Source organism: Paenibacillus sp. FSL H8-0457 (assembly GCF_038051935.1).
GTDB lineage: Bacteria > Bacillota > Bacilli > Paenibacillales > Paenibacillaceae > Paenibacillus_AQ > Paenibacillus_AQ lautus_A.
The window spans coordinates 2,629,497-2,655,976 of sequence record NZ_CP150293.1; the positions used below are offsets into that span (position 1 = coordinate 2,629,497).

Sequence of the window (26,480 nt, forward strand, 5' to 3'; positions counted from 1 at the left end):
CGAATGTTACGGGTTTGTGTGAACATCCTGCAGCGTATGGGTCGGAATCGTAAAATAAAAGGAAGAACCGACATTTTCACGGCTCTCGACGCCAATCACGCCGCCCATCAGCTCAACCAGCTTTTTACTGATCGCAAGCCCTAATCCGGTACCGCCGTATTTTCGGTTCAAGGATGGATGCAGCTGCGAGAAGGAAGTGAACAGCTGATGCTGGAGCTCAGGCGCTATGCCGATTCCCGTATCCTTTACTTGAAAAGCAAGCGTGAACTCTTGGGTGCCCGTCCTGCGAAGTCCTTCCACGTTCAACGTTATGCTGCCTTCATGCGTGAACTTGATGGCATTGCTGATGAGATTCACAAGCACCTGCCGCAGCCGCAGGGCATCGCCGATAATCACGTCGGGGACATTGGCGCTGTTGATGTTGAACGATAAGGACAACCCTTTTTCCTTGGCTTTCGCCGAGAATAAATCAACGACGACTTCGAGCAAGGAGCGCAAATCAATCGGTTCATGATTAAGGGTCATATTGCCGGTCTCGATTTTACTGAAATCGAGGATCTCGTTCAGGATGTGCAGCAGCGAGCCGCTGCTCTCCATGAGAATATGGATGTAATTCTGTTGGTCTTCGTCTAGCTCTGTCGTGCTTAACAGCTCGATCATCCCGATAATGCCGTTCATCGGCGTCCGGAGCTCGTGGCTCATCATGGTGAGAAACTCCGTCTTTGCTTGATCAGCCCGTTCGGCGTTCTCCTTGGCGCGGATGATCTCTTTCTCGTCCGTAATATCGCGGAATACCATGACGGCGCCTTTGCGCTCTCCTTGATCCCAAATCGGATTAACCTGATAATCGGCTAAAAAGCTGGTACCGTCTCCTCGCCAGAGTACGATTTCGGCTCTGGACAGCGGTATGCCTTGTTTGACTGCCTGAACGAGAGGAGAATCTTCCCCGCGATAGAAAGTACCGTCATGGCGAATTTCCTTGATGATCTGGTCGCACGGTCTTCCAATGGTCGTTGCAGGTTCGTAATCAAGCATGGCTGCCCCGGCCGGATTGATGAAAGCGACTTGACCGTGAATGTCCAGACCGATGATGCCCTCCGATACCGTATTCAGCAACAGGGTGAGCTCCCGGCTGAGCTTCTTGATCTCTTCCATCGTCCGAATGCGTTCGGTGATGTCCCGGGTAATGCCATAAACGCCGACGACTTCGTCATCCACGAAAATCGGAATGTTGATGGTATTGATTTCGATGGGACGTCCATCCTTATGAATGATGGTCAGATCATAGCTTTGGGGTATGCCTTCCTTCGCTTGATTAAAATGAAACAGCGTGCGAGCCTTGTCTTTTTCTGCTACAATCGGCCCGAAATACATCCCGATAAGCTCGTCTAGCGTATATCCCGTCAATTCCTGGAGATTCTGGTTGGCCGTTATATAATCACCGTCCAAATTCATGGAGTATACGGCCGATGGATTGTACTCGAACAGGGAACGGTAGCGCTGCTCGCTTTCCTTCAGCTTAAATTCCATTAATTTTCGTTCGGAAATGTCGCGGGCAATCGAAATAATTTCATTCTTCTGACCACCCTGCGTGCTGATATATTTGCAATTGACCTCAAACCAGATGTGCCTGCCATCCTTATGTATATAGCGGAAGGTGATCGGTGTGAGCATTTTGCCTTCCAGGCAATTCTCTAAATAGTCCTGTAACGGCGCAATATCCTCAGCGTATACGTAGTCAAAAGTACTGGTGCCGACCATCTCTTCGGGGCGATACCCGAGCAGGGCGTAGCAGGAAGGGGAGCAGTAAAGAAACGTAAAGCAGTCAATGGTGCTTCGCGATATGAAATCGAGCGAATTTTCGGTGATGAGCTTGTACTTATTCTCATTCTCCAGCGACTGCTGTTCGATCATCACCTGTTCGGTAATATCCTGTGCCATGCCGACCATCTCCATAGGTCTTCCTTCGTTCGTAACGGTGACCTCCCACTGGGCTCTGATGGTTCGGATTTGTCCGTCTTTAAGCTGGATCCGGTATATGATTTCGTCTGCTCTACCCTGTACGGCCGTGCGCACAATCTGTTCCAGCCGTTCGCGATCCTCCGGAATGACCAGGGACATCAGCGTGTCATGATTCGGCTCGATGGCATTGATCTGATACCCGTAAATTCGCCTCATTTCATCGCTGTAGGTAAGCGTATGCGTGATCAAGTCCCAGCGCCAGGAACCGATCTTGGCAATCCGCTGCGCATGGGCCAGCGTATCCTCATCCGTTTTACGTTTGGTTATGTTTCGTCCTATGGCCAGTACCTTGTCAATTTCACCTTGAGCACCCCGAATGAGCTGAAACGACGTTTCAAACCATAAATAATGTCCTTCCTTATGGCGAATGCGTCGAACGAAACTATCATTCTCCGAAAATAGTTTGCCTGGTTCCTTCATTTGCTCGGAGTCGACTTGATGGTAGTATTTACCGCGGTGTTGGCCCATCATTTCCTCTTGGGTGTACCCCAGTATGTCAGTGGCAGAAGGTGAGATGTATTCGATAATGCCGTCGGCGCTGCTGATGGATATGAGGTCTTGTCCGCTTTTTGAAATCAGTGCCAGCAGCTCGTCATTCTTGATGATCGGCGGCAAAGTCGTCCCCTCCTGCACGGTCCCGGGTTCCAGGCAGCACATGATCCACGGTGTCCTGTCTCGTGAGGGGGGCTCCAGCAGGGAGATACTCATGGCGACATGCACTTGGCGCCCGTCCTGGCGAATAAAATATGATTCTCTTGAGAGAGTGGACGTTGGGTCATATATCAATGATTGCAATATTTGTTGAAAAGATAGGTTGGATAGAACTTGGATTTCGGAAGGTTTGAGCTGAAGCAGGTCAGAACGCTTGGATTCCGTTATTTCGCAGAATCGGTCGTTCACCATCGCAACAGGCTCGTCAACCGCAGAAATCAGGATCGCCCCAAAAGGCAATTTGTCAAACATCTGTTCCCAGACCCAATTCTCCGCTGTTTGCATCATGTTAATAATTGCCTCCCTAAGCTAAGCTATACCATTTGATCATAGAGGATAGGATCGCTCTATCGCAATAGAAAATACCAAAGTTAAATATTGACTGGAAATCCGGGCACGCGAAAGCCAACCGATAAGGGGAGCATTCTTATGGCTGGCCAAGTTCAAGCTAACAAATGCTTCATTTTTGATTGCATGTTTGCCAAGGTTGTTTAACAGCATATTTACTTGTGCAGAAGTGCGCGATCGTCGAGGTTTTTATCAAAATAATGCCCGGCATAGGAGCAAGCGGGGATGATTTTCAAGTTTTCTTCCCTGGCGTATCCGATCACTTTTCGTACGAGCTCATCGGCAATGCCTTGACCCCGTAGCCCTGGAGAAATATAGGTATGATCGATGCTGATCACTCCGTTTCCTTGTGGGGAGTAGGAAATTTCGGCTACTTTTTTGCCGTTGTCCTCAATATAAAAGCTGCTTGGCCCCGTTTGTATATTTCGTTTGTCCATGATGTCTAACCTCCTTCATCTGGTTGTACTATACCCGTATCGGCGGTGCATTAAACGGATTGCGGATAGGCGAACACCCTTGAGAGGGCAATTGCATACAATGCGGGTAGAAGAGAGTGAAGGAGGAGCAACATGAACCAATATTCAACTCAACCGCAAATGCTGTTTCAATGCGATCACCAGTTGGTACATTCCATGAAGAAACATAGAGAAAGCGCCCATTCGGCCATGAAAAACGTGGTGAATCGCAAGGTAAGGGTGCATACGATGGATGATGAAGCCGTTGAAGGTATCGTCATAAATGTCGATGCAAAGAATGTGTACATTCTTGTAGAACAAGGCAACAGAGGTTTCTACCCGGGATACCCTCCATTTGTGCCATACGGCCCCAATCCTAATGTCGTATTGCCTTTAGCATTGTTCAATCTATTGGCAGTCAGCTTGTTGTGGTAGCCAAAGAAGAACCTGCGGTCCGCAGGTTCTTTTTTTATGAAAAATTTTAAAAAATAATATTTACATACATGCTGTATGTATGTTAAATTGGGATCATTCCATTTACAAGGAGATGTTTTCCATATGAAACTTCAAGGATTTTATCCCGTCATCATGACAGAACAGATTGCCGAAAGCGCAGACTTTTACACACGGTTGTTTGGTTTTGAGGTTGTTTTTGAAGCGGATTGGTATGTAAGCTTGAAGAAGGGAATCGAGGGACCCATCGCTTACGAGCTGGCGATCCTGTCCAAAGATCACCCGACGGTTCCCTCTGCTTATCAGCAGCGTGTACAGGGGCTGATACTCAATTTTGAGGTGGAGGATGTGGATGCCGAGTACGAAAGGCTGGTCATCCAGGAAAAGCTGCCGCTTCATCTGGACATTCGTGATGAGGAATTCGGCCAGCGGCATTTTATTATCAGTGACCCGAATGGGGTGCTGATCGATATGATTAAGATCATTCCACCTTCCCAAGCCTTTATGGAGCAGTATAATGAAGAGGTGTGGTCCACGAAGGATGACGGCACCGGCGAATGAGTACATCCTTTCGCGCAGAAGGATTACTTCGGTAAGAGAGCTTGCGGATTTTCTGTCAGATCGAGGTAAGCCGCATGTACCGGAGCTTCCTCGGGGGCATTTATTAAAAGCCGCAAGCCGCTGACTTTTACATCCGGAATCATCTGATTATACGGTCCATGGATCCGTCAGCATTCGCTAAGCTCCATGGCGAAGGGTGTAAGACCAGGAAGTGCTGGGGCTTCCGTCGTCCTTGAGAACAGCATCCGAATGATGCATAGGAGAGAATAACGCAATCATGAGAAGAACCAAAAGCGAAGCGAACGAAACCATACAGCTGCTGCTAAAGGTGGCCAGGGCACAATTTGCGGAAAAAGGCTATGCCCATGCGGCTTTAGAAGAAATTGCCGACGAAGCTCATGTTACCCGCGGCGCGCTGTATCATCATTTTAAGAATAAACAAGGGCTGTTTCTCGCCGTACTCGAATTAGTGCAGACGGAAATTGGGCAGCGCGTGGAGGCGGAAGCCGACCGTTACGTGGATCCTTGGGATCAGCTGCTGTTTGGATGTCGGGCCTTTATTGCGACCGTGGTCGAACCGCAGAATAAGCGCATTATGCTTGTTGACGGCCCGAGTGTCGCAGGCTGGGAGTCATGGCGCGAGATGGACGAGCAGAATTCGATGAGCCACCTGAGGGAACAGTTGGCCTTGATGCAGCATCAGGGAATGATGAAGGCCGCTCCGGTTGATGCCTTGACGCATGCCCTGTCCGGAGCCTTAAACGAATGCTCGTTGTTGGTGGCACAAATGCCGGAAACGGATAAGGGCATCGAGGAAACCATGCATGTGATTGCCGGCATGCTGCAGGGATTTAGGGTTTAAAGGGTTTAAAGCATATGATAAGGTTCACCCCTAATATGGGCCGGATATCCAGCAAATCTTACAATTTGCATGAATGTTGTAAGCTGGAGAGGTACATCCAAAATCCATGAAATGGAAAGGGGTTAATATGAATCCATTGAAATCGCTGCAAGCATTTTTGGAAGCACGGCAGGACAACCCGATCGAAGCCATCGGAAGCTATATTTCCGAACATATTGAACAGAACTGGGAAAAGGTGCTTACCGATAACCGGGAAAAACTGCGAAGGGCATACAACGAGGGTGGGGATATGGCGTACGGGACGTATTTAAACCTGTTATTCTTGCCGGTACACAGGCAGCTCAAGGAAATAGGAATACGTCCCGCACCGAAATTCCCGGGCGACTTCGACATTTCAAGGGAATGGGGAAGCGAGGAAGGAACCGACCAGCAGCGCTGGATGTGGAGCACCGTTTTGTCGCCGGAGGAAGAGCCGCTAGGTACCATCGTCACGATCGTATATCACGACCATACCCAGTTTCGGGTCCCAAGGCAGCCGCGTATTCTAGCCTTGCATGAGACAGGCAAGGAAGACGTCGTTGCGGTCCTTTCACTGAAGTCGGATGACTTTAGCGAGGCGCTCGAATTTACGGCAGAATATGAACAATATCTGCGGAGTTTGCAGGAGTAGGGGGGCCCGGGAACCACGGATTCATCTACCTGATTTCAGATTGGGCCTCCATGCCTGAGTTGATGACGTTAAATTGAAAATAAAACGCCTTGAGCCGGATGACGTTATCCTGGCTCAAGGCGTCTTTATTGTTAGGAATCAAGATCGTTGATCAATCGTCAGGTCTAACCAGTCTAATTCTTCCTTAGTCAGCCGGATGTTCGAACCCTCGTCGCAGGATTTCAATTCCTCGGCCGATTGCGCGCCGATCAGCGCGCAGGTAGGGAAGGGCTGGTTCAGTACGTAAGCGAGCGCGATCTGTATGGCTGTCACATTTTTCGAAGCGGCCAGCTGTTTGGCACGCTCTAACCGCTCCCAGTTCGCATCGCTGTAAAATACCCGCACAAGATCCGCGTTGTCCCGAATCTCCGGAGTGAATCGCCCGGTGAAGAATCCTCGCGCTTGGGAAGACCAGGAGAGCAGCGGAAACTGCTCAGCTTCATGCCAGGCCATCGTCTCCGCATCGGCTGAGACGCAGCCTTTCCAGAAGGGTTCGTTCGGCTTAGCCAGGCTGAGGTTCGGGCTGCTGAAGGAAAAGCCGACCAAGCCGTTTGCGTCGGCATAGGCATTGGCATCCCGAATGCGTTCCCAGGTCCAATTGGATACCCCGATGGCGCCTACACTGCCGTCAGCAATATATTCGTTCAGAGCCTCGATGACTTCCCCCGCCGGAACCTCAGGATCGTCACGGTGCAATGCGTACAGATCGATGAAATCCGTCTGGAGTCTTTCAAAGCTCGTCGTGATGTCGTTTTTGATGTCTTTTTTGCTGACGCGAGGGCCGTTTTGGTCATGATGGGCACCCTTTGTCAGAATGACGAGCTGATCCCGGTTCCCCCTTTCCTGCATGTATCTGCCGATGACTTCTTCGCTCTGACCGCCGCAGTATATATGTGCGGTATCAACGGAATTGCCGCCGATCGCAAGGTAAGCATCCATATTGGCGGCAGCTTTCTCGTACGAATCATGATAGAAATAGTCTGTTCCTTTCATGAGCGCAGAGACGGGTTTGTTTAATCCCTTGATTGATATATATTTCATGTTCATCTCCTCCTTGAGTGAATTACAGCACGATTCTCGTACGTTCGTGGGCAGATTGCAGGCAGGCATCGATGACTCTCATGTTGCGAACCGCATCCTCCGTCGAGTAGCGGAGAGGCTTGTCGTACAAAACGGCTTCCGCTATCCGGTCACCTTGTTCGCTGTATGCGTTTGCATGAGGAACCTCGATTTCTTTGCGTCCATCGCCGGTCGTTAAGAAGAAGTTTGCTCCGTTCTCAGGCAGGCTGTAGGCGTATGGGACTTCAATCAGGCCATCCGTGCCAACAATTTCAAGGGGATTCCGATAAGCCGCCCACATGCCGCAATCAAAGGTCAGGGCAACGTTGCCGTCAAATTCGATCAAGCCGGAGGCCATCATGTCGACATGATCATGCTCAGGCGAGAAGAAGGCTTGAACGGTAACCGCTTCCGGTTCTTTATCCAGCAGGATGCGCGCGGCATTGATCGGATAACAGCCGACATCATAAATCGAACCGCCGCCCCAATCTTTGCGAAACCGGACATTTCCATGATTGGCCGAGCTGTTAAAAGTAAACGCGCTGCGAATGCCCCGAATTTCCCCAATGGCACCGGAGTCGATCATTTCCTTCAGCAAGTCGTATCGCGGATGATAGCGGTACATAAAGGCTTCGGCGAGAATCACGCCCGCTGTCGCGGCCGCGTCAGCCATTTCGGCCGCCTCTGCTTCCGTCAGCGCCAGCGGTTTTTCGCACAGTATATGTTTGCCGGCTTCCGCTGCACGGATGCTCCATTCTTTATGTAGATGGTTAGGTAGCGGGATATAGACAGCATCTATGGAAGAATCCTCAAGCAAGGACTCATAACTGCCGTATGCAGTCGGAATCTTCAGTTCCTCGGCGGTTTGCTCTGCTTTTGCCTGGTCGCGGCTGGCAATGGCAACGACTTCATTGAGACGGGATTGCTGCAGACCGGGTATGACCGAACGTTTGGCAATGCTGGCGCATCCAAGTATCCCCCAACGAAGTTTTTGAGTCATGTTCATCAGCTCCTATACAACTTATTAAGATTATATTGTGATTATAAAAGACAAGAAATAAAATTGATATAATATTATTTTGTAGTGTAATAAAACAATATTGTCATTATAGGAGGATGGAGATGAAACGACAAAGCCATCTGCTGACCCTTCCGCAAATGCCGTTCTTCTGTCTGCCGGAATCGGTAGGGATCTACCGGGATGAGCCGGATCACACGGTGACACGGGCAGCCGGTTCTTTAAACAATTTCAATATTCACTATGTTGCTACCGGAAAAGGGCATGTTGAAATCGACAATGTCGTTCATACGCTCGGCCCAGGGGAAGCCGTGCTGTATTTTCCCATGCAAGCTCAGCATTATTACAGCAGCGAGGACGATCCTTGGGATGTCCGCTGGTTCCATTTTTATGGCAGCGGCCTGCAGAATTATTTCATCGAGCGCGGATTTCATAAAAGCCAGCTTTGGAGCATTCGGCAGCCGGCGGTCTTTGAAGAAGCGCATGAGGCGCTCTTGAATGAGGCGGAAACCCATCGCATGCTGAAGCCTGCGCAATTGTCCACCTTGACGTATTCCTTGTTAGCCGTATTCGTCGAACAGGCGTCCTCCTTATCGGATAATAAATCCAACAATTCGGCGAACCGAATTCACGAGCTGCTGCCCATCATGCAGCAGGAAGCTGCGCAGCCGTTTATTTTGGAAGAGTGGGCGGCTAGGTTAGGCGTATCCACGTACTATTTTTGTAAATTATTCCGCAACGTCATGGAGATGACGCCGATGGATTTTGTGACGCGCTGCCGTCTTCAGATGGCTAAGCAATGGCTGCTCGATCATAAAGATAAAACGATCGGACAAATTGCAGTGGAAGCGGGTTACCCGAGCGTCAGTTACTTTAACAAGCGATTTATGGAGCACGAAGGCATGACGCCGTCTTCCTATCGTCGCTTGTATGGGGTATAGTTATATGGATTACGTCGTCAGGTCAGGTAAGAACTCGACTTAGGTCCAGGTCCTAATCACACCTATAGTCGGTTATGGAAACGGCTTGCCTCAACTACAATGAAGTTAACGAAGGATTTGACGAAATCCGGATTCTATGAAAAGTTCATCAATGTATGTGGGGGAAAGCCAAATGTCCGATAACAAAAATATATATGTTCTACTGACTGATACGGGAACGATGTTTACGAAATTGATCAAACGAATCACTGCTGCGCCTTATAATCATGCCTCGCTGGCGCTCGACGAGAACTTGAATGAAGTGTTCAGCTTCGGACGAAAGTGCGCCAACAATCCTTGGGTCGGAGGATTCGTGGAGGAGGATGTGTATGAGGGAACTTTTCGCCACTTCCCCGGCACGCGCTGCGCTCTGCTTCGTCTCGAAGTCGCCCCTCAGCAATATGAGGCGGCAAGACGCGTGATCCGGCATTACCAGGATGAAGAGGAAGCCTATGGCTATAATCTCATCGGCATGTTCGGCGTGCTGATGAGACTCGATATTACGAGGGAACGATCCTATTTCTGTTCGCAATTCGTTGCCGAAGCGATGAAGCAAAGCAGAATCCATTTATGGGATCGGCCTTCCTCGGCAGTAACGCCGAATGATTTTTTTCAGCATCCGGCGTTCGAGGTTATCTATGAAGGGATGTTATATGATTATCCGCTGCTCGATCAATCCAGATTGGCCGGATGCCAATACCCTCTCCAAACGGTTGCTCGATGAGTTATAAAATGCGAATCTTTATTTTAAACATCGCCCCCTTCTACCCATGGTGGAAGGGGTTCTTATATCATCGCATTGCCGAAATGTCTCTATCTGCTAGGATGGACTCGGTAAAACGTTACCTTAATTGTGCATTAGCGCGCGAGATGACGGACTCGATTTTTTGTTCGTAAGTATGGATGCTTTTCTTTTTGGCCAGGATCTGCCCTGAGAGCGTCAGCAGCCTGGACAGGGCATCGCTGGTTCTGGCGGATTCATAGGCCTTTACGGCGGCTTTGAAATTTTTCCACTCGGTTGTCATTAGTTTATTTGGCGTAGTCATAGCGCTTTTATCGCCTTTGATCTTGCTTTTGTACGGATCGATTTCGGACAGGATGGAACGGACTTTAGCCGCTTTGGAAGTTCTCTCTTTCTTGGCGGCCGTAAGCGCCGCTTGTTTGTTTCGAATATCCTCACGTCCCAAGGCAACCAGGATCTTCATGCCGCCGGCCTGTGACTGCAACATTTTGGATAGCGATTTGTCCTTCAGTTTTTTGGCTGCGGCGATTTGTTTATTGAGAGCGGAATAGGTATCAAACAGCGGCTGGTATTTGGATTTAGCTGCTTGGAGCTGATCCTCCAGCCTGCGGATTTTGTCCTTGTCGATTTCGCTGATTCGTTTGCGAGTTTCCGAAGCTTTGGCTTCATTGGCATAACGAAGCGAAGAAATCCGATCGTCCCAATCCATGACCTGTTTCCGTTCCGATTTAAAATCATCGTACTGCTTCTTCAGTTTCGAACGAACGGTTCCGCCGGCCCGGTCTGCCGTGGCATTCAATTGAGCTTGAACCGAATCGGTGAACTCAATGGCTGCAGCATTCGCGAAAGGAATGGGGGTAAGGGTGAGCAGCAGTACCATTGCAAGGATAGAAAACCATAATCTTTTCAACATCATAATCGCTCCTTCTCTTATTTCATTCCAGCCCAGAAGATCAAGCTGGGGAACCTCCGCCAACGACAAAAAGCACCCGTTAGAAAGGCGTAATAAACGCCAGACTTACGGGTGCTTCCTTCGTAAGGGTTACTGATATGCTTTTTTTGTAAATATACGGGAAAAACCCGGTTTTGTCAAACATTTATTCCCCTGTAGTGAGCGAAAACCCACCAAGAAGGGTCTTCCACGCATCCGAATTTCCCTCCCAGGTCGCCCCCTTCGGGATTTGCTTGATAAGCACCCGATCCGAGAATGAGGGAAGATTTACGACTTGTTCACGGTTGCCAAGCAGGACAAATAACAGGGTTACGTTCGGGTTGGCATATGTTTCGCAAATAACCTGGTCTATCGTTTCGGCATCCTTTATATGCGGGATGATGCGCACGAGAAGCGTCTTCCGATCCGAATTCAAGCAGCGGTTAAAACGCTCGATTCTTCGATCCAGCCGTTCTCGGAAAGCAGGGTAGTCATATAGCGGCTGCTCTTTCGGGTCGTTCCGGAAGTCGTGGAAGGATAAACAAGAGGATTGTTTGTCCCGTACATAATAACAGTTGACGGATTTGCCGTAGATGTCCAGGTTTTCCCGGAGCATGAATTCGCTGAATCGATGATGGATGACTTTGCAAAATTCGCGGGTTGAAGCGAAGTTGAACCAGTCCCATGGACCTGCCGTGCGACGCAGGTTGTTTCTTCTAAGCTGAGCGGCAACCTGACAGTTGTGCCCCAGACTGAAAACGCAATCGAACTCCATTTGAGTTATCATGCTACCAGATCTCCTCCAATCTATCATTTGATATCATATGCAGCTTGATAGAGTTGGTATGGAGTAGTGACCAAGGGAAGGCTTGGGGACCGCCAAATCAGCATTGATTTAAGCCGAGGAGCGGAACACCGCACCAAAAAACGAAGCGAAAGATGGATGCGCCTCGTTTTTTTCATATATTTATATTTTCCGTTTGCATGAAAGAGTCCCCCGGTTTCAAACTCAAGAGTTCAAGCTGTATTTGGAATGCAGCTGCCAAATCAACTCCCTGCGGCTGTTGACGCCGGTTTTAAGAAAGATGGACTTCAGATGATCCTGTACCGTGTAGGGGGATATAAACAGGGCTTGAGCCATCTCTTTGGTGGAAAAGCCTCGTAGAATTCCGCTGATGACTTCGTTCTCTCGCTCCGTCAGACCCAGTGAATCCGAGATTAACGGCAGCATATCCATTGTATGGGCAGACTCAAAGGTTACGGCTAGCTTTGCAGCAGAATCTGGACCGTTCAGACGACATGCCCGAATGGTGGCAAAGGTGTCGTCTCGAAGCCGAACGTGAGTACATGCGGTCGAAGTCAAGCTCGCAGTTCCGCCGTCTTCAGCCAAAGCCCGGAAACAGACAGCGCGAAGCGGGCGGGGGAGCGATTCAGCCTCCAATTCCTCTGCGTCCTGCAGGGATGTCATCCAGTACTGTGCAGCATGGTTATACGAAAGAATATCAAGCGTTTCGGACAGCAGCAATAAACCGGTTTCAGTCCATGGATTCGTCCGATTTTCAGCCGATCGCGGAAGGCTTCGATCACGGAGCGCAGCAGCCATGAAAGGGACGAGGGAGGAGAGGAGCTGCCGTTCCACTTCCTTAAAAAACGGTTGGTCATTCCGGCGGAACAGCGTCAGAAATCCCCAACACATGCCGTCGGCCACCAGAGCGGCTCGCATCTCATCATGAAAACCTGCCGGCTGCAGCACGTTCAGATAACGGGGGCTTCTGCTCAGTTCGCCGTTCGCAGCTCCGCTTAATATGGCTACCGGTTCCCCGGATTTCGCCAATTCATGATAGTGATTGTAGTCGATGTGCAAATATTCGTATTCGAAGAGGCGATCATGAATCGCCTCGATGTTATCATCCGTCACGGCGCCCGTCGAGAGCAAGGTGCGCGGATCTACCGTTGTAAAGCAAGCCGAGTCGAAGGGAATCCAGCCGCGCAGCTGCCGGATCAGTCCGGTTCGGAAGGCGCGCGAGGTGGATCTAGCTGCGCCAAGCGCCGTTATTTTATCGATTAAGCCGTTAAGCTTTGTGTCCATATGCAGTCACCCGTTTCATTCGTCTGGAAAACCCCACATTTCTGGGATAGGTTTATGGCTTCCCATCCTTATAATTGAGAATGATTCTTATTATGTCATGTTTGCGAAACGAATGAAAGAACCCGTAGATTTGCACCGTGAAGAAAAAGGGAGGCTTGAACATGGACGAAGTGAAAAATGAGCTTATTCCGATGGAGTGGAATCAAGCTCATGCCGGACGCTACCTAAAGACGATCGCCCGGAAATGCGGAGTGACGGCATCCCGGAGGAAGAATGGGAGCGTTTTTCGCAGTTAATGGGGGACGGCTCCCATCCCATCTCGGAATACGTTTTGCGGGACCTGCTCCATGAAGCCGGTTTTCAGGAAGTTACCCGCTATTTCGGCGCTTTTCTGGTCGAGGGATGGTTTGCAATCAAGGCTTGGCTTAGCCTTCTATAATTGTCGCCGCCTTAAGATCCCAGAGACTTATCCAGTTCGAGCCGGCTCTACTATGTACATCGAATTTTATAAAGTTTGGAGATGAAGCATCATGAAGGAACGGATCGTGGTTGTAGGCGGATACGGACATGTTGGGAGTATGATATGCAGGGAGCTCGGAGAGAAATATCCAGGGTTTGTGTACGCTGCAGGCAGAAGTTTGGAAAGAGCGGAACGTTTCAGCCGTGAGACAGGCGGGAACGTGCTGCCGATGCGATTGGATTTGGATCAGCCGGTCATGGATAGTGAATGGGAACGGATAAAACTTGTGGTTATGTGTCTTGATCAGACGGACGACGCTTGGGTAGCGGCTTGCCTCCGGAGCGGGACGCATTATGTGGATATATCGGCAAATGCAGAATTTCTGAGTCAAGTGGCGAAGTGGCGGGATGCAGCGGAGGAATACCGATCGACCGCGGTTCTGAGTGTTGGCCTGGCCCCTGGATTAACGAATCTCATGGTTAGCTTGGCGGGTCAAAGTTTGGATGTGACGGAGTCGGTTGATATTTCCATCATGCTCGGTTTAGGGGACCGGCACGGCAAGGCCGCCGTGGAGTGGACCGTGGACAATCTTCTGTCCACCTTTCAGGTGATGGAGAACCATCGCTTTCGGACGGTTGCGAGTTTCTCCGATGGAAGGTCGGTTTATTTTGGCAGCAAAATAGGACGTAAAAAGGTGTATCGATTTCCTTTTTCGGATCAATCCACACTGCTGCACACTATGGGTGTATCCGCCGTGTCCACACGGTTGGGCTTTGATTCTCCCCTCCTAACTTCGATCTTGGCAGGATGCCGTGCTTCCGGACTGCATTTCCTGCTGAAAGTCAAATGGATACGGAATGCTGCGGTTCAGGCCATAATGAATTTAAAAATGGGATCGGATGCGGTCGCTCTGAGGGTTGATGCATATGGCCAGCTCCATGGCAAAGTCAGCAAGGTGGAATGCTTGCTGGTCGGGCGGGATCAGTCCCGGTTGACGGCCAAGGTGGCGATCACGGTTGCGGAGGCTGTGTATAAGGGGGATGTGCCGAGCGGGGTGTTCCATATTGAACAAGTATATGAGTTAGCGGACATGGAGGATTGGATGGAAAAGGAGATTAGCGTGGAGGTAAGAAGGGATGGGGTGAGGGACGAGGATTCATTTGATGGACAAATTGAGTCATAAGAGGCTTCTTCGAAAGCACCGATGGAAGGAAAACCTCTTCTCCCCTTACCGTTCCATCATTTAAAGGGTTATCACCTGCAGGCTCGCATGAAGCTCCATATATCAGCGGTTTACGGTCATTTCCTGTGCCTTGCATTCGTTGACAGAACCCGGGTCTGGTGATATCCTCCAATCAAAGACGGGGTTTATCCGGGATCAATGAATCCATCCGTATTGTCCCCTTGGCGAGGGAGTGAGCTCTCCCAAGTGACGGTTACGGCAGCCATTTCTAAATACCGTAAGCCTGAAGCTCTTCGCATGAAGAGTTTTTTCTTTTTATATTACAACGAAAAGAATGTGATGACAGATGTTGGTTCGATTACGAACCCGAATGAACGGTTTGCTTCAACATCATTTATCCGGGGAGTCGATGGACTACCGGCAGATTTTTGCTTTATTTTTTCCGATATTGATCGACCAGGCATTCATCATCGGGTTGAACCTGGTCAACACGGCCATGATCAGCTCGTCGGGCGTATCGGCGGTCAGCGCCGTGAACATGGTGGACTCCCTGAACATCTTCTTGATTAATGTGTTTGTGGCAGTGGCAACCGGGGGCACCGTCGTTGTTGCGCAGTACAAGGGAAGCGGCAATGCGATGATGATATCCCGGGCATCCGCCGCCACGGTAACTTCGGTGGCGATGATTGCTTTAGCGATCGCGCTGCTGATCATCGGGCTTCACCAGCCGGTGCTGAATCTGTTGTTCGGCTCAGCGTCGCCCGAAGTGCTGGAGAGTGCGCGGATTTATCTGATCGGAAGCAGCACTTCCTTTCTCGGGATTGCGATTGTGCAGGCGGTCTGCGGCGCGCTGAGGGGTATTGGCAAGACCCGCGCCTCACTGGCGTTGTCGCTGATCATGAACCTGCTCTACGTTCTGCTGAACATCGTGTTCATCACGCTGCTGAATATGGGCGTTATGGGCATGACGCTGGCCATCAACATCGCCCGTTTTGCCGGGGCGGCCTGCGCGCTATATTATCTGTTTAAAGTAGACGCGACGCTGCATATCCGCCTGCGGGACCTGTTTCATTTTCCGATATCGATGCTGCGCAAAATTATGTTTATCGGGCTTCCGTTCGCGGCCGAGCAGATGTTCTTTAACGGAGGAAAGCTGTTAACCCAAGTGTTTATCGTCAGCCTGGGCACATATGCCATTGCAACAAACGCAATCGGGTCATCGCTTGCGGCCGTCTTCCAAATTCCGGCCAGCGCGTTGTCCTTAACGATCGTGACCGTTGTTGGTCAATGCATCGGCCGCGGAAATATTGCCGATGCCCGCAAGTTCATCAAATCTTTTCTCTGGCTGGGCGCGTTCTCGCTGGCCCTGATGGGACTGATATTGATGCCGCTCTACCGGCCGTTGGTGGGACTGTTCAATCCGCCGCCGGAAATCGTGAACGATCTGTTCGTGGTGCTGTTGATCAACACGCTTGTGCAGGTGCCGCTGTGGTCGATTAGCTTTATCCTGCCATCGGCCTTGCGTGCGGCAGGCGACTCGCGGTTTACGTCGATCACCTCGATGCTGACCATGTGGCTGTTCCGGGTGATTCTCGGTTATATTATGGGAATCGTTCTGGGCTGGGGCATTCTCGGCGTATGGCTGGCCATGAACTGCGAATGGGGCGTAAGGGGAGCCGTCTTCCTATGGCGCTTCCGAGGAAAGAAATGGTATGCGCATAAACTGATTTAGCCATTATTTAATTTTAAGAAGAAAAGCCCCGTTTTGGCGGGGCTTTTTTGCATGCTGTTCTGAATGGCAATCGTTGTGTCCATCGATTCAAGGCATTTTCAGTTGGGACCGATTAGGACGGTTTATACGCGGACGAGTACGTTTTCCAGCCGCCGTCCAGATTCTTTACCCGGAAACCGTGCTCTGTCAAAATACGCGCCGCCAAGTATCCGCGCAGTCCAACCTGGCAAGTCACGTACAGCGTTTCATTCTCCGGCAGTTCCTTCAGTCGGCTGCGCAGATCGTTAAGCGGAATGTTGATGGAACCTTGGATATATCCTGTTAACCTCTCCTTAGGCTCGCGGACGTCGATCAGGGTTGCACCTTTTCCAACCAGATCGTCGATTTCATGCCATTGGACCGTTTCAACCAAGCCCTCCAAGATGTTGGCGGCAACATATCCGGCATAGTTAACCGGGTCTTTGGCGGAGGAATAAGGGGGCGCGTAGGAAAGCTCCAGCTCCGTCAAGTCCCATACATTGAGATTTCCCTTGATTGCTGTAGCAATGACATCGATTCGCTTGTCCACGCCATCTGCTCCAATCGCTTGCGCCCCATAGATTTGACCTGTTTCCGGATGGAATAACAGCTTCAAGGAAATGGGATACGCCCTGGGGTAGTACCCGGCATGCGACGAGGGGTGAATATGAATGGCGTGATAAGGTAGGTTCATCTGCTTCAGGCGCTTTTCGTTAACACCTGTCGCAGCAACCGTTAGATCAAAAACCTTGGCAATCGACGAACCGAGCGTGCCTTTGTAACGATTGTTTTTACCATAGATATGATCCGCAACCAAGCGTCCCTGCCGATTGGCAGGACCGGCGAGCGGGATAAAGGCCCGGGTCTGAAGGACATAATCCTTTACCTCAATCGCATCGCCGATGGCATAAATGCTCGGGTCGGCGGTCTGCATATATTCGTTAACTTGAATTCCGCCGCGATCATTGACGGGAAGGCCGGCAGCTGACGCCAGCATGCTCTCTGGCCGAACGCCTATCGAAAGCAAGGTCATCTCGGTTGATATCCGTTTGCCGCTGGAAAGCTCGATTTGTTGGCCGCCGTCATGAAACGCTTCTACGCCATCCTCTAGAATCAGACGAACTCCTTTTTCCTTAAGGTGCGACTGGACAATCGCGGCCATTTCGTAATCGAGCGGAGCCATCACCTGGTTGGCCATTTCGATGACGGTCACCTGAACGCCGCGATCCGCCAGATTCTCGGCCATTTCCAGCCCGATAAACCCGCCCCCGACAATAACGGCTTCTTTCGGCTGGGCTTCATCCACGTGCCGCTTGATCTTGTCCGTATCGGGAATGTTGCGCAACGTGAATACGTTACGAGCTTCGGACAAGCCGGGAATATCCGGCACCACGGGCTTCGCACCGGGTGACAGGATCAGATAATCATAGCTCTCGGTGTAGGTTTCGCCGGTAGCAAGATTTTTAATCGCAACCATTTTTTTATCACGCAGAATGGACGTAACTTCGCTAAGATTGCGAATATCCAGCTCGTAGCGGCGGCTAAGGCCGGGTACGGTCTGCACCATAAGCTTATTGCGGTCGGTTATAGTTTCTCCTATATAGTAGGGCAGACCGCAGTTGGCAAACGAAATATATTCCCCGCGTTCCACTAAAACAATGGCAGAGCTCTCATCCAATCTCCGCAATCTGGCAGCTGCCGAGGCGCCACCTGCTACACCGCCGACAATGACGATTTTTTTGCCCATCGAATATTCCTCCCTGATTTGGTGTAAATTACGAACGGATTATATATACCCTATGGGGTATAATAGCATAACACAGCACAAATAGGTGTGACAAATATCAGAAATGTCTGTTAAGCGGCAAGTTAGAGCTCATCTCAATGAAGCTGCGGCAGCCGAAATTTGACAAAATACCCACGGGGGTATATATTAAGGGCATGCAACCTATATGCTTTAAATCATGCATCCTAATAATAGTACACAGACAGGAGGGGGATCCAGATGGATTACAATGATCAGATGAAGAATCGGGTGAAACGCATTGAAGGTCAGCTGCGCGGCATCCTCAAAATGATGGATGAGAACCAGGATTGCAAGGAAGTGATCACCCAGCTGTCTGCGACACGGACGGCGATCGATCGGACAATCGGCGTTATCGTCAGCTCAAATCTTGTGGAATGCGTACAGCAGGCCGCAGAGACCGGGCAGGATACGGAGAAGCTTGTGGTTGAAGCGGTAAATCTGCTTGTTAAGAGCAGATAATGGGGAAGTGTCCTTCATTTCAATATCAGGATCCACCAAAATGATTGACAGGACCTTCGACATTGTTTGATATACCCCCATGGGTATTTAATTGAACCATATACTCTTTCATTTTAAGGAGGAATCATGATGAACGCGGATAAACTATTGGACGTTAAAGGCTTGGCCTGTCCCATGCCGATCGTGAAAACAAAGAAACAGATGAAAGAAATGGAACAAGGTCAAGTGCTTGAGATTCATGCAACGGATCAAGGCGCGAAGAGCGATTTGACGGCTTGGGCCAAATCGACGGGCAACGAGATGCTGGAACATCAAGAGGATGGCGGCGTGCTGAAGTTTTGGATTAGGAAGGGATAATTTTTTTGAACATTAAAATACCCCTAGGGGTATTTGAGTGACTGACTTTGTATTGGATTTATTCATAAACGCATTACAGGGGGAGATCATGACGTGACGGAAACAAAAAAGACAACGATCGTATTATTCAGCGGCGATTATGACAAAGCGATGGCAGCCTATATTATCGCCAACGGTGCGGCCGCATACGACCATGAGGTGACGATATTCCACACCTTCTGGGGGCTGAACGCATTGCGGAAGGATGAGGATGTCCTGCTGCCCAAGAAAAAAAGCTTCATCGAGAAGATGTTCGGAAAAATGATGCCGCGCGGATCCAACCACATGGGACTTTCCAAAATGAATTTTGCCGGGATGGGTCCCAAAATGATCAAGGACGTAATCAAGAAACACAACGCCGTTCCGCTTCCGCAATTGATCGAGATGGCACAGGAGCAGGACGTGAAGCTGGTTGCATGCACGATGACGATGGATCTGCTTGGGCTGCAGCAAGAAGAACTGCTGGACGGCATCGAGTATGCGGGCGTTGCGGCATATTTGGGCGACGCTCAGGATGGCAACGTTAACTTGTTCATTTAAGGAAAACAGCAGCGAAGGCTGCTGTTATAAAGAGAGGGAATAAAAATGGATATTCTCAATGTATTGTTCATTGCACTTATCATTCTGTTTGTCGTTTGGAGAATTCTCCCGGCCAAAGGAGTCAGGCAAATTACCGCGGCTCAGCTAAACCATGAGCTGAAGGATGCCAATACGAACAAGCAGTTCATCGATGTCCGGACGCCGGGAGAATTTAAGGGAAATCACATTCGGGGTTTCCGCAATATTCCGCTGGATCAGCTCTTGTTGAGCAGCGAGTCGCTCTCCAAAGAAAGGGAAGTGGTATTGATCTGCCAAAGCGGTATGCGAAGCAACAAAGCGAGCAAAACATTAAAGAAATCAGGCTTTGTGAAGGTAACGAATGTGAAAGGCGGCATGAATGCCTGGTCGTAAACTTAAAAGTAAAGGGAGTACTGATCAACATGAGAGAAATTTCTCCAAAAGAACTAGAGCGGATGTTGAGTGACGGGACAGCCGTGAATATCATTGATGTGCGAGAAGCGGAAGAAGTCGCGGAAGGGAAAATTCCGGGTGCCGTCAAGATTCCCCTCGGTCTGATTGAATTCCGCAAGCAGGATCTTGATCGGTCGAAAGAATATGTCATGGTATGCCGTTCCGGCGGCCGCAGCGGCCGTGCAGCTGAATATTTGGAAGGCCAAGGCTATCACGTCGTCAATATGACGGGCGGCATGCTCGCATGGGAAGGCGAAACAGAGTAATCGTGTCGATGTGAAAAGAATGGGTGTGTTAGTCACCCTTTTTTTTGAAAAGAAATATACCCCTAAGGGTATGAGGGATTTAACAAAAAAAGTAATGGAGGTTGTATGTGATATGGCAGCAATTGAATCGAATATGAAGCTGGACGCTAAGGGGCTGGCATGCCCGATGCCCATCGTCCGCACGAAAAAAGCGATGAAGGATCTTGAAGCCGGTTATGTGCTGGAGGTAGAGGCAACCGACAAAGGTTCCAAGGCCGACATGCAGGCATGGGCGGAAAGCACGGGCCATCAATATCTCGGTACGATTGAAGAGGGGGATGTGCTGAAGCACTACCTTCGCAAATCGTCAGGGGAAGAAACCGCAGAACGAAGCTATCCACATGTAGCGTCTAATGATCAGCTGGAGGAGAAACTTGCGTCCGGAGCGCCAATCATCGTCCTGGATGTGAGGGAAGCGGCGGAGTTTGCTTTCAGGCATATTCGCAATGCCGTATCGATTCCGCTTGGCGAACTGGATGAACGCATGGTCGAGCTGAACAAAGAGGATGAGATCTATGTCATCTGCCGGACCGGGACAAGGAGCGACCTCGCTGCGCAAAAGCTCTCAGCTAAAGGCTATGCAAGCATTATAAACGTGGTGCCGGGCATGAGCGGCTGGAGAGGAGAAACGTTGGGCTTGAATGAGGGCGCAGATGCTTAAGATGGCTGTCCAATAAGCATGCTTAGCACTTCGTATTTACAATGGGCAGCCGGAAGGAATGTGCAATTTATCAGATCCAATGACTGAATTTAAGAGGAGGAAGAGTACCATGACAATGAGAGAAATGAAAGCGCAAGAAGTGGCCATGAAGGTGATTCGCAAAGAGAGCCTGTTTCTATTGGACGTGCGGAACCCTTCGGATTTTGAAGATTGGAAGATTGAGGGCGAAGGAGTTCGGCATTTGAATATCCCTTATTTTGATTTGATTGACGGCGTGGAAGAAATATTGGATCAAATCCCGATGGATCAAGAAGTGCTGGTTGTATGCGCCAAGGAAGGGTCGTCGGTGATGGTGGCCGAGATGCTGGCCGAGCACGGACGGAATGTCGCGTACTTAAAAGGGGGGATGAAAGCCTGGAGCGAACATCTTGTCCCGCTGAAGATCGGCAGCTTGGCGGATGGCGGCACGCTATATCAGTTTGTTCGTATCGGCAAAGGCTGTTTGTCTTATATGGCGGTATCGAACGGCGAAGCGGCATTGTTTGACGCTACCCGCATGACGGAGGTATATCTTGAATTTGCCGAAAGCGTGGATGCCCGAATCAAGCATGTGTTCGATACCCATCTCCATGCAGACCATATTTCCGGCGGTCGAATGATTGCAGAGCAGACAGGAGCCGTATACTGGCTTCCGCCAGAGGATGCCAGCGAGGTCGTGTTTAAATACGAGCCGTTGAAGAACGGCGATCAAGTGGTGATTGGCGGGAGCACCATCCGCATCGATGCGCTCCATTCTCCAGGTCATACCATCGGGTCCACTTCGTTTGTCATAGATGACCGCTACCTGCTGACAGGCGATATTCTGTTTATCGATTCCATCGGCCGTCCGGATCTGGCGGGACTGGCAGACGATTGGGTCGGCGATCTGCGGGAGACGCTCTATGCCCGCTACCCCCATCTATCGGATGATCTGACCGTGCTGCCGGCCCATTTCATGATCATGGACGAATTGAACGAGGACGGGACGGTCGCGAAGAAATTGGGAGAGCTGTATCGGGAAAACCATGGCCTCAACATCGCCGACGAGACGGAATTCCGAACATTGGTAACGAAGAATCTGCCGCCGCAGCCTAACAGCTATCAGGAAATCCGTCAAACCAACATGGGGAAAATGAACCCTGACACCGAGCGGCAGCGTGAGATGGAGATTGGGCCGAACCGCTGCGCCGTTCGTTAATTTGGACCATGACAATCGGATGTTAAGAGGCAGGATTATTCATAATTATGAGTCATAGCAAGGGTCGATAACAAGATCGGCCATGGATATAAACGTATGAAACAAGATATAAAGAGATCCGAGGGAACCTGAAGGTTCCCTTTTCTAAAGAGAAATAAGGGGGCAGCACGATGGAACTAAGTATATCCTTCATCATTACGATATTTTTAATCGGATTCATTGGCTCTTATATATCAGGGATGGTTGGCATCGGCGGATCGATTATCAAATACCCGATGCTGCTGTATATCCCGCCGTTATTCGGCCTTGCGGCTTTCACCGCGCATGAAGTATCGGGCATAAGCGCCGTACAGGTATTCTTTGCCACGATCGGGGGCGTGTGGGCATACCGCAAGGGCGGATATCTGAACAAAATGCTCATTATCTATATGGGTTCGGCCATATTGCTGGGCAGCTTCATCGGCGGTTTCGGCTCCAAGATGATGAGCGAAGGCGGCATCAATCTCATCTACGGCATATTGGCGCTGATTGCGGCCGTGATGATGTTCATCCCGAACAAAGGGGTGGACGATATCCCCCTGGATCAGGTCAAGTTCAACAAATGGCTGGCCGCTGCACTGGCTCTTGTGGTCGGAATCGGAGCCGGCATCGTCGGAGCGGCCGGCGCGTTCCTGCTCGTTCCGATCATGCTGGTTGTATTGAAAATACCGACGCGGATGACCATTGCCACCTCGCTTGCGATCACCTTCATCTCATCCATCGGTTCGACGGTTGGCAAGCTGACGACGGGGCAAGTGGATTATATCCCGGCCCTTATTATGGTTGTTGCCAGCTTGATCGCTTCTCCACTTGGAGCTGCCGCAGGCAAGAAAATGAACACGAAGTTCCTGCAGATCATTCTGGCCGTTTTGATCCTGGCTACAGCCATCAAAATTTGGCTGGACATTCTATGATGGTTCTATCGTTTAAGTAAGAGGATATGCTGCAGAGGATGAAACAGGCATGGTAATATGGTGATATGCCCAATGTTATCCAAGTAATTGATGATCAATAGGGGGGATCCAATGATGAATCCATGGAATGAACGGTTTCAGGGCGAAGACTATGTCTTCGGAACCGAGCCCAATGTATTTGTAGCCGACATGCATAAGAGGTTGGCATTAACGGGTAATGCGCTTGCGATCGCGGAGGGCGAAGGACGAAATGCGGTGTTTCTGGCTCGCGAAGGCATGAACGTTACCGTGTGGGATTATGCGGAGTCCGGCCTGAACAAAGCCAATAAGCTGGCCGAAGCCAGTGGCGTTGAGATTCACACCGAGCTTGTGGACCTTGGGGAAGCGCAGTGGACGAAGGAGCAATGGGATGAGATCATTTGCGTTTTCGGACATTTTCCCAAAGAATTGAGAACAAGGACGTTGGAAGGCGTGAAAACCGCGGTGAAGCAGGGAGGATATTTTCTCACCGAAGTGTATTCCCCGTACCAGATTCCCTATCGCAGCGGGGGACCGCAAGATCCACAGTTTTTATACGCGCCCGGGGATTTCCTCGAAGCTTTTGCGGATTGGCGAATTGTCCATTTTTTCATGGGTGAGGTCGTTCGGCAGGAAGGACAGGGGCATCAGGGCTTGTCCCATGTCATTCAGTTTGCGGGGCAAAAGCCGTCAATCAAATAAATATTTGCGAATAAGCATTAGGTGAACAGCTTGGATACATCGGACCGGTCGCCCTGTTGCACATAGTCGGAGGGTGACAGACCGGTGTATTTTTTAAACATGCGATAAAAATAGGACGTGTCATAATAACCCAGATAGTGGGCGATATGAGCGATTGTCATGTCGGAATGAAGCAGTAGGCCGCACGCTTCCAGCACGCGCAGCTGGTGCATGTACCGAATCGGGGAATGACCGTACACCTCCTTGAAGAGGGCGGTGGCATAATTCGGGGAACGATGGATTAACTTTGCGAGTTTATCGATTTCGATCGGTTCGCGGTAATGGTCCAACAGATACGATTTGATGGTGTCCGCATAGTTTCTTTTGCTTGGCGGTAGCTCGGTCTTCTCAAGTTCCCGGGCCAACATGCCGAGCAGCTCCTGCATGATGCCCTGACAGATCATGGAGCGGTAGCTTTTACCGCCGCGGATCTCCTCGAATAATCGCTCGCAGCGGCGGTAGGCATACTGAATATGCGTTAGGTTGAATTTAAGGCATTGACTCCCATCCAGAAACGGAATGCCTGTGGGTACATGAGGATCCATCGTAAAGAGAATGGTATATTTCCGATGGGGGATGCCATTCCAGTTGCCGCCGCTCCGTCTCGTCAATTGCGGGATAAAGAGCACGTCTTCTTCTTCAGCAATGATCTCCTCCCCGTTGATTTCATACCTCACTTTGCCTTCTCTTACCACAACAAGCACGTTGTATTGTATCGTCTCAAGTTGAGTCCGCCAGTTCGGGATATGGTCATCAAAATTCACGCTCATCAACTGGATCAAAGTCAAGCACCTCTCAGTGATTTTATACCTATAGCCTAGCATATTTTTGCTTTACTTGAGTAGGTGTTCATTGGTGTTTTCAAGTCTCCTGACTAAACTTGGAGTAGAATCGTACAACAAATTAACGAAATGTACATCGACTCAACACGAAGCATTGGCCTATAATTTCTGTCAAAAGCAGTCATTCTGTAAACGCTGACAGGAAGGATATGAGAAAAGGGATGAGGAAGGAAGCGATGCGTGAATGAGAGTATTATTGCTGGATTTGGACTCGACCAGACCGGATCATTTAGGGTGCTACGGATACCATCGGAATACGTCGCCCAACATTGACCGGATAGCGGCGGAAGGCGTACGCTTCGACAATTACTATACCTCCGACGCTCCATGTTTTCCATCAAGAACCGCGCTGATGACCGGCAAGTTCGGCATTCATAACGGGGTCGTGGGCCATGGAGGCTCGGCAGCCGACGTGCGGCATGAAGGCATTACGCGGGATTTCCGCGACAAGCTGGCTTCGGAGAGTTTTCCCGCCATTTTCCGCCGGGCCGGCATGAAAACCGCGTTGATCAGTCCGTTCGGAGAGCGGCATTCCGCCTGGACCTTCTATGCGGGCTTCAATGAAATGTATAATACAGGCAAAGGCGGCTTGGAGTCGGCTGAGGAAGTGTCTCCGGTCGTGCTGGACTGGCTGGATCGCAACGCCGATGAAGATAACTGGATGCTCTATGTGAACTTCTGGGATCCGCATACGCCGTATCGTGCACCTCAGTCGCTGGGCAATCCGTTCGAGCATGATCCTCTTCCGGAGTGGTTATCCGAAGACGTGCTTCAGGAGCATCAGAAGAAGGTCGGCCCGCATGGTGTAAACGAAATTAACATGTATAATAGTGATGTATCCCCCGATTACCCGCGTCATCCCGGAGAGATTCGGACGATGGAGGATTTGCGGACGATGGTGGACGGCTATGATTGCGGCATCCGGCATATGGACGAGCATATCGGGGCCATCTTCGAGCTGTTGGAATCCAAGGGCGTTATGGATGACTTGATCGTAATCATAACGGCGGATCATGGCGAGAACATGGGGGAGCTTGGGATTTATGGCGAACATGCCACAGCGGATCAGGGAACCTGCCGCATTCCGATGATTATCCGAGGGCCCGGCATCATGCAAGGGATATCGGATCGCAATCTGCACTATCATCTGGATCTACTGCCTACGATGGCGGAATATATGAACGTGGCACCGGCAAGAAGCTGGGATGGAATCAGTTATGCCGAGACCCTGCGAAGCGGACGCGAGAGCGGCAGGGAGTATCTGGTGGTATCCCAATGTGCACACGTCTGCCAGCGAAGCGTGCGGTTTGGAGATTGGCTGTACATTCGAACCTATCATGACGGCTTTCATCTGTTCGACAAAGAAATGCTGTTCCATATCACCGAGGACGTTTATGAACAGCACAACCAGGCGTCTCAAAGACCGGATCTTTGCCGGGAGGCCGTCTACCTGCTGAATGAGTGGCATGATCATATGATGTCGACAATGCCGTTTGACGTGGATCCATTGTGGACGGTCATGAAAGAGGGGGGACCTTACCACGCCAAAGGTCATTTGCCCCGGTATATCGAGCGTTTGAAGAACACGGGCCGGGGAGAAGCGGTGCCGGAGCTGATGCGCCGCCATCCTCGGGAGTTCGTGTAATCGCAATAGCAAGGTGAAGCAGGATAACCGCTTTGAAAGCGGTTGTCCTGTTCTCTGTATCAAGGATAGGAG

At 50.3% G+C, this 26,480-nt stretch carries 28 protein-coding genes; 19 read left to right on the plus strand and 9 right to left on the minus strand.

What is annotated here, in order from left to right:
- Window positions 1-6: 6 nt before the first annotated feature.
- The gene (locus tag MHI43_RS11620; protein WP_036665563.1) at window positions 7-3,021 is read right to left on the minus strand and encodes a PAS domain S-box protein; all 3,015 of its coding nucleotides are present in this window, start codon (window positions 3,019-3,021) and stop codon (window positions 7-9) included.
- A gap of 215 nt (window positions 3,022-3,236) precedes the next feature.
- Complete coding sequence (locus tag MHI43_RS11625; RefSeq protein WP_015734613.1) at window positions 3,237-3,518, minus strand: GNAT family N-acetyltransferase; 282 nt, start codon at window positions 3,516-3,518, stop codon at window positions 3,237-3,239.
- A gap of 132 nt (window positions 3,519-3,650) precedes the next feature.
- Here MHI43_RS11625 and MHI43_RS11630 point away from each other — a divergent pair, with 132 nt between their 5' ends.
- From MHI43_RS11630 to MHI43_RS11645, 4 genes are all read left to right on the plus strand, one after another.
- Window positions 3,651-3,971, plus strand: coding sequence for a hypothetical protein (locus MHI43_RS11630; protein ID WP_015734614.1), 321 nt, complete (start codon window positions 3,651-3,653; stop codon window positions 3,969-3,971).
- Window positions 3,972-4,094: 123 nt separating this feature from the next.
- Window positions 4,095-4,550, plus strand: a complete 456-nt coding sequence (locus MHI43_RS11635) for a VOC family protein (RefSeq protein WP_036665561.1) — start codon at window positions 4,095-4,097, stop codon at window positions 4,548-4,550.
- A 277-nt stretch (window positions 4,551-4,827) separates the two neighbouring features.
- Window positions 4,828-5,412, plus strand: coding sequence for a TetR family transcriptional regulator (locus MHI43_RS11640; RefSeq protein WP_036665559.1), 585 nt, complete (start codon window positions 4,828-4,830; stop codon window positions 5,410-5,412).
- 127 nt (window positions 5,413-5,539) lie between these two features.
- Window positions 5,540-6,082, plus strand: coding sequence for a DUF6022 family protein (locus MHI43_RS11645; protein ID WP_036665689.1), 543 nt, complete (start codon window positions 5,540-5,542; stop codon window positions 6,080-6,082).
- A gap of 138 nt (window positions 6,083-6,220) precedes the next feature.
- Here the strand turns inward: MHI43_RS11645 and MHI43_RS11650 are convergent, their stop codons facing one another.
- Both MHI43_RS11650 and MHI43_RS11655 read right to left on the minus strand, forming a co-directional pair.
- The gene (locus MHI43_RS11650) at window positions 6,221-7,162 is read right to left on the minus strand and encodes an aldo/keto reductase (RefSeq protein ID WP_015734618.1); all 942 of its coding nucleotides are present in this window, start codon (window positions 7,160-7,162) and stop codon (window positions 6,221-6,223) included.
- 22 nt (window positions 7,163-7,184) lie between these two features.
- A complete protein-coding gene (locus MHI43_RS11655; RefSeq protein WP_036665556.1) occupies window positions 7,185-8,180 on the minus strand; it encodes a Gfo/Idh/MocA family oxidoreductase in 996 nt (331 codons plus the stop codon).
- A gap of 122 nt (window positions 8,181-8,302) precedes the next feature.
- Between MHI43_RS11655 and MHI43_RS11660 the strand changes: the two genes are divergently transcribed.
- Together MHI43_RS11660 and MHI43_RS11665 are read left to right on the plus strand one after the other, a co-directional pair.
- On the plus strand, window positions 8,303-9,139 hold the full coding sequence (locus tag MHI43_RS11660; RefSeq protein WP_015734620.1) for an AraC family transcriptional regulator: 837 nt from the start codon (window positions 8,303-8,305) through the stop codon (window positions 9,137-9,139).
- A 172-nt stretch (window positions 9,140-9,311) separates the two neighbouring features.
- Complete coding sequence (locus MHI43_RS11665; protein ID WP_036665553.1) at window positions 9,312-9,902, plus strand: hypothetical protein; 591 nt, start codon at window positions 9,312-9,314, stop codon at window positions 9,900-9,902.
- Window positions 9,903-10,020: 118 nt separating this feature from the next.
- Here the strand turns inward: MHI43_RS11665 and MHI43_RS11670 are convergent, their stop codons facing one another.
- The 3 genes from MHI43_RS11670 to MHI43_RS11680 form a co-directional block, all read right to left on the minus strand.
- The gene (locus tag MHI43_RS11670) at window positions 10,021-10,833 is read right to left on the minus strand and encodes a hypothetical protein (protein ID WP_036665687.1); all 813 of its coding nucleotides are present in this window, start codon (window positions 10,831-10,833) and stop codon (window positions 10,021-10,023) included.
- 184 nt (window positions 10,834-11,017) lie between these two features.
- Window positions 11,018-11,638, minus strand: coding sequence for a DUF1796 family putative cysteine peptidase (locus tag MHI43_RS11675; protein WP_036665551.1), 621 nt, complete (start codon window positions 11,636-11,638; stop codon window positions 11,018-11,020).
- Window positions 11,639-11,860: 222 nt separating this feature from the next.
- On the minus strand, window positions 11,861-12,940 hold the full coding sequence (locus MHI43_RS11680) for a LuxR C-terminal-related transcriptional regulator (RefSeq protein ID WP_036665549.1): 1,080 nt from the start codon (window positions 12,938-12,940) through the stop codon (window positions 11,861-11,863).
- A 196-nt stretch (window positions 12,941-13,136) separates the two neighbouring features.
- Here MHI43_RS11680 and MHI43_RS11685 point away from each other — a divergent pair, with 196 nt between their 5' ends.
- The 3 genes from MHI43_RS11685 to MHI43_RS11695 all read left to right on the plus strand — a co-directional run bounded on the left by MHI43_RS11685 (window position 13,137) and on the right by MHI43_RS11695 (window position 16,315).
- Complete coding sequence (locus MHI43_RS11685; protein ID WP_155989917.1) at window positions 13,137-13,379, plus strand: hypothetical protein; 243 nt, start codon at window positions 13,137-13,139, stop codon at window positions 13,377-13,379.
- Window positions 13,380-13,470: 91 nt separating this feature from the next.
- Window positions 13,471-14,583, plus strand: a complete 1,113-nt coding sequence (locus MHI43_RS11690; RefSeq protein ID WP_051425420.1) for a saccharopine dehydrogenase NADP-binding domain-containing protein — start codon at window positions 13,471-13,473, stop codon at window positions 14,581-14,583.
- Between the two features lie 346 nt (window positions 14,584-14,929).
- Entirely contained in the window at window positions 14,930-16,315 is a 1,386-nt protein-coding gene (locus tag MHI43_RS11695; RefSeq protein WP_036665546.1) for an MATE family efflux transporter, read from the plus strand.
- A 112-nt stretch (window positions 16,316-16,427) separates the two neighbouring features.
- On the opposite strand, the gene MHI43_RS11700 is transcribed toward MHI43_RS11695, so the two are convergent.
- Window positions 16,428-18,080 carry an FAD-dependent oxidoreductase gene (locus tag MHI43_RS11700; RefSeq protein WP_036665544.1) on the minus strand — a complete coding sequence of 551 codons (1,653 nt, stop codon included), beginning with the start codon at window positions 18,078-18,080 and terminating at the stop codon, window positions 16,428-16,430.
- 258 nt (window positions 18,081-18,338) lie between these two features.
- Here MHI43_RS11700 and MHI43_RS11705 point away from each other — a divergent pair, with 258 nt between their 5' ends.
- The 9 genes from MHI43_RS11705 (at window position 18,339) to MHI43_RS11745 (ending at window position 23,882) form a co-directional block, all read left to right on the plus strand.
- Window positions 18,339-18,599: a metal-sensitive transcriptional regulator gene (locus MHI43_RS11705; RefSeq protein ID WP_015734626.1), complete on the plus strand. Its 261-nt coding sequence runs from the start codon at window positions 18,339-18,341 to the stop codon at window positions 18,597-18,599.
- A 129-nt stretch (window positions 18,600-18,728) separates the two neighbouring features.
- The gene (locus tag MHI43_RS11710) at window positions 18,729-18,956 is read left to right on the plus strand and encodes a sulfurtransferase TusA family protein (RefSeq protein WP_036665542.1); all 228 of its coding nucleotides are present in this window, start codon (window positions 18,729-18,731) and stop codon (window positions 18,954-18,956) included.
- Between the two features lie 93 nt (window positions 18,957-19,049).
- Window positions 19,050-19,535 carry a DsrE/DsrF/DrsH-like family protein gene (locus MHI43_RS11715; protein ID WP_015734628.1) on the plus strand — a complete coding sequence of 162 codons (486 nt, stop codon included), beginning with the start codon at window positions 19,050-19,052 and terminating at the stop codon, window positions 19,533-19,535.
- Between the two features lie 45 nt (window positions 19,536-19,580).
- The gene (locus MHI43_RS11720; RefSeq protein ID WP_015734629.1) at window positions 19,581-19,946 is read left to right on the plus strand and encodes a rhodanese-like domain-containing protein; all 366 of its coding nucleotides are present in this window, start codon (window positions 19,581-19,583) and stop codon (window positions 19,944-19,946) included.
- Between the two features lie 29 nt (window positions 19,947-19,975).
- Entirely contained in the window at window positions 19,976-20,272 is a 297-nt protein-coding gene (locus MHI43_RS11725) for a rhodanese-like domain-containing protein (protein ID WP_036665539.1), read from the plus strand.
- Between the two features lie 112 nt (window positions 20,273-20,384).
- On the plus strand, window positions 20,385-20,972 hold the full coding sequence (locus tag MHI43_RS11730) for a sulfurtransferase TusA family protein (protein ID WP_015734631.1): 588 nt from the start codon (window positions 20,385-20,387) through the stop codon (window positions 20,970-20,972).
- Between the two features lie 109 nt (window positions 20,973-21,081).
- Window positions 21,082-22,209, plus strand: coding sequence for an MBL fold metallo-hydrolase (locus tag MHI43_RS11735; protein WP_036665537.1), 1,128 nt, complete (start codon window positions 21,082-21,084; stop codon window positions 22,207-22,209).
- 170 nt (window positions 22,210-22,379) lie between these two features.
- Window positions 22,380-23,162: a sulfite exporter TauE/SafE family protein gene (locus tag MHI43_RS11740; protein WP_036665533.1), complete on the plus strand. Its 783-nt coding sequence runs from the start codon at window positions 22,380-22,382 to the stop codon at window positions 23,160-23,162.
- A 114-nt stretch (window positions 23,163-23,276) separates the two neighbouring features.
- Window positions 23,277-23,882: a methyltransferase domain-containing protein gene (locus MHI43_RS11745; protein WP_036665684.1), complete on the plus strand. Its 606-nt coding sequence runs from the start codon at window positions 23,277-23,279 to the stop codon at window positions 23,880-23,882.
- A gap of 17 nt (window positions 23,883-23,899) precedes the next feature.
- Here MHI43_RS11745 and MHI43_RS11750 read toward each other — a convergent pair whose 3' ends face one another.
- Window positions 23,900-24,691 carry an AraC family transcriptional regulator gene (locus MHI43_RS11750; protein ID WP_341283260.1) on the minus strand — a complete coding sequence of 264 codons (792 nt, stop codon included), beginning with the start codon at window positions 24,689-24,691 and terminating at the stop codon, window positions 23,900-23,902.
- A gap of 256 nt (window positions 24,692-24,947) precedes the next feature.
- Between MHI43_RS11750 and MHI43_RS11755 the strand changes: the two genes are divergently transcribed.
- Window positions 24,948-26,408, plus strand: coding sequence for a sulfatase (locus MHI43_RS11755; RefSeq protein WP_036665527.1), 1,461 nt, complete (start codon window positions 24,948-24,950; stop codon window positions 26,406-26,408).
- The last annotated feature ends 72 nt before the right edge of the window (window positions 26,409-26,480 follow it).